Here is a 3,364-nt window from a genome sequence, read left to right as displayed (position 1 = left end):
ATCAGTGATACCGGCTCCCGGCAAGTGGCGAGGCGGGGCACCTCCAGGCCCGTCGCCTGCCGCACGCCGCGCTCAGGCGCACCCCGTGGGTAATTACGAGCCACAACCTCACTCAAGCGGCTCCCCTCTGGCAAATACGCTCGCATATGCAACCAGAATTGGAGAGTTGCTATGAGGCGCATTACGCATTTTGGGCGGAAGATGTCTTTGCCGTCGATGATCGAGATCAAGCACGAACTTAGGATGATGGCTGCGGCTGATGTTTTGGCTGACGCCCTGCGCGCCAGAGACTGCACATCACTGGAGCTGGCCGAAACCATAGGAGACCTGACGAGTCGTTACAACATTCCGCCGGATCAGGCGCGGGCGTTGTTGACCCGGCTTGAAAGAAATCGGGCAATGCCAGCATCTGTCGCGCGGTGATCTGCTACCACTGTCTGAAGATTAGCCGCACATCAGCGACGTGGGTAAGCGCAAGTGTCGCAACACGGCGCGCCGCCAGACGAGCGCCACTCAGGATGTAGCGCAGATTTCTTTACGGTGCATTCATCACGATTGAAAGTCGATAGCACCTTGCGCCAGATTGGACCGGACAGCGGCCACGCTCTGTGCGTTAGCTCTTCGTTAGGGCTACGGAGGCAGGCATGAACGCAGCACTCATCGCCATGAACAATGAGGTGGTCTGCGCTGGATCGGCACGCCTTCTGTCGCCGTTGCGAGCGGAAGGCCTGCTGTACCGGCTCTGGGTAACCGGTTCGGCGCGTGGCAGCACCGTCCACCTACGTATCACTGGGCTGACTCACGATATGAGGCTGCGGGTCATCAGCGTACTCCAAAGGCGCGGCATCGCCGTCGATGTTGCCGACGCGCTGTCAGGCTGAGGAAAGGCTCATCATTGCCGCGCCTCCCCGTACGCCAGCCAATGCTCGAGGCTGGGCGGGTTGAGCCCAAACAGAAAGTCACCGCTGAGGGCCGCTATCGTTCTGCGCGCCCCGGGAGAGGACCGCGATGGTCGTCTTGGCATCGACACTGTTCGCGCTCGGCCGGATGGCTGCAGCGCCTGCTTCTGCTCAGTGACGTGAGACCCGTTCTGACAGTCCGGCTAGCGGCATGCACTCTCGAGGCAAGGGTGGGCGCAACTTCAAAACTGAGGCGGCCTGTCTCGAAGTACGCCGAGATTGTAGACAACCGCGAAGCCGTGGCACAGTCAATGACGACGCGGGTTTGGAGTCAGCCGGGGTAGGGCAGGTGGTGCTCGACCGATCCGGATATCCGGAGCGCCCTACATCAAGATCGATAAGCAGGTGGCGCATGATGGCACGAGGTACCACTTCTCGCAGGTGACGGCAGCTTGCCAGTCGCGCTCTGCGAGAGTGCCCGATGGACCTCCAAGTAATTGAGATCAGCGTCAGAGATGGGAAAGGCTGCGTTGTGCTCGCTGATCAGGCGCACACGCAAGATTTATCGCGCCGGGTCGTCTTGGAGTTTCCACTCCCTGCAAGCTTCGAAGATACTTTTTCCTGGCGCGAGGAGCACGTCGCGCGAGAAGCGAAACATCTGTTATCCGCGGCAATTCAGGCTTTGGAGAACCGATGAGCTTGTCTTACGCAAGCAAAGCTTCAAAGCTGCCTCTCTCGATTGCTCGGCTCAGGAAGGGAGCGTCACCCGCGTGACGAGTGTACTCGATGCCGAAAGGCCTCTCGTATACGCGAGCCAGCCGGCGTGGTAGGGTCAGCCTCAGCCCTGCATCTGCCGCCGAGCTGATGAGGGCACTTCCATGCACTTCGATTTAGACGAGCGCGGCGATTGGATCGTCGACCTTGGCGAACTCGCCCGGAAATTCGGCACATCAACGGGATACCTGCAGCATCAGATCCGATTGGGCTTGCTCAAGAGTTTCCTTGAGACAGAAAGCGACGAGTGCGAGGGGCGGAGTCGGATTACCGTTCGTGCTGGCAAAATGGCGTGGCAGGGCACTTTTGACAGTGCCGGGTTTCTGATTGGGGAAGAGATGCTGCCGGAAGCACTCGCCACTCACTGACTCGTCCCGTGAGCGGACAACAGACACTGCCGATCTGCCCGAATGTCACGAAGGGCAGCACATTAATACTGCCGGTCAGCTGCGCAGCTCGCCGTGGTGAGGCCGGGCAGCTGTTTTCTCTCGGAACTGGCTAGGGCGGTGCTCATATTTGATCCAAAAGGGCCGGTCTTTTCGTCTCGCAATTTGTCTTCTGATCTATGGAGGAACCAATGCTCCGTTTCTTGGCGGCCATTCTGGCGATCGGAGGGCTGACGGCTGCCGCTCCCACACACAGACAGACCACGCCAACATCGTCGTCAATCAAGGCCGCAGTTCTCGATCCCTCGAGCGCAGAAGCTAAGAAGCGTGAGGATGCGAGGGAGCGGAATGGGAGGGAGCATGTGGCGCGCGACAAGGCGTGGGATGCAAAGACAAAGAGGACCATGGATGGCGTCTGTCGAGGCTGCTGACCTCCACAAACGGTCATTCGCATTCAATCGGGACCCCGGGGACGGCTCCGGCAAACAGGACGCCGATGAAGCTTGAACCGGTCGTGTAGCAAGTTGCGGTGACACTCCGCTCCTTCAGCCGAACCCAGTGCCGTCCCGGTGAGTCTGATCGAACAAGCGGCGAAGATCGGCATGAAGGCCGAAGGAACCGGAGGGGCACGATGATTGCCGGTGACGCCTCGTTCCCCGTCGTTCACCACAGGGCAAGTGGAGGCGTCGTATCTAAACCAGCATACTTGCTCAAGAGCTCGAGTACGCCTCCATCCATCCTGCCAGCCCCCGGCATAGGCTTTGTCGTTGCGAGCCTCAGGCATACGTCACCGGCTCAACACGGATCTGTATGAGCTCGCCTTTCGCGAGCGGGCGGTCATCAACTTCGTCGCCAATCACCCTGTGGTCTCGACCGTCGATGATCAGGATAGAGTCATTGAGCTCGTGAGAACCTTCCGGCATGTCCCATGGTACCGTAACAACGAGCCAGTGCTCGTTGAGCCTCTTCAGGATCTGAGGCATCCATCGCTTTCCGGACATCGCGCGCCTCCGACTCGACCTACACATAAGGCCCAATCCTGAGCCTGTTAGAGCTGTTCCCGGTCAGGTAGCGACGGCCAAGTCGTTTTCGTAGCCGGCTGCGGCGAGGTAGTTGCGGCACTCCTGCGGAGTGAAGCGGGTGAAAGCCTGCCGGATCGCCGCCCAGAGATCGGGGATCGTGCGGGCTGCCGCGCTGCGCAGTAGGGCCTTGAGCTTTGCGAAAACCTGCTCGATCGGGTTGAGATCGGGACTGTAGGACGGAAGGTACATGAGCCGAGCTCCCGCGGCCTCGATCGCGTCCTGC

The 3,364-nt window shown here is 59.9% G+C and carries 5 protein-coding genes; 3 read left to right on the top strand and 2 right to left on the bottom strand.

Annotated elements, in window-relative coordinates:
* The first annotated feature begins 216 nt into the window (after nucleotides 1-216).
* The 3 genes from WDW90_RS35770 to WDW90_RS35760 all read left to right on the top strand — a co-directional run bounded on the left by WDW90_RS35770 (nucleotide 217) and on the right by WDW90_RS35760 (nucleotide 2,041).
* The gene (locus WDW90_RS35770; protein WP_336492499.1) at nucleotides 217-423 is read left to right on the top strand and encodes a hypothetical protein; all 207 of its coding nucleotides are present in this window, start codon (nucleotides 217-219) and stop codon (nucleotides 421-423) included.
* A gap of 221 nt (nucleotides 424-644) precedes the next feature.
* A complete protein-coding gene (locus WDW90_RS35765; protein WP_336492498.1) occupies nucleotides 645-881 on the top strand; it encodes a hypothetical protein in 237 nt (78 codons plus the stop codon).
* 896 nt (nucleotides 882-1,777) lie between these two features.
* Nucleotides 1,778-2,041: a DUF6522 family protein gene (locus WDW90_RS35760; protein WP_336492497.1), complete on the top strand. Its 264-nt coding sequence runs from the start codon at nucleotides 1,778-1,780 to the stop codon at nucleotides 2,039-2,041.
* Nucleotides 2,042-2,835: 794 nt separating this feature from the next.
* On the opposite strand, the gene WDW90_RS35755 is transcribed toward WDW90_RS35760, so the two are convergent.
* On the bottom strand, nucleotides 2,836-3,042 hold the full coding sequence (locus tag WDW90_RS35755; RefSeq protein ID WP_336492496.1) for a hypothetical protein: 207 nt from the start codon (nucleotides 3,040-3,042) through the stop codon (nucleotides 2,836-2,838).
* 81 nt (nucleotides 3,043-3,123) lie between these two features.
* A partial coding sequence (locus tag WDW90_RS35750; protein ID WP_336492495.1) for a transposase occupies nucleotides 3,124-3,364 on the bottom strand: 241 nt, incomplete at its 5' end.

The organism is Methylobacterium nigriterrae, assembly GCF_037106235.1.
In the GTDB taxonomy this organism is placed as follows: domain Bacteria; phylum Pseudomonadota; class Alphaproteobacteria; order Rhizobiales; family Beijerinckiaceae; genus Methylobacterium; species Methylobacterium nigriterrae.
The sequence above is the reverse complement of the archived record's forward strand: the minus strand, read 5'-3'. Positions and strand labels throughout refer to the sequence as shown.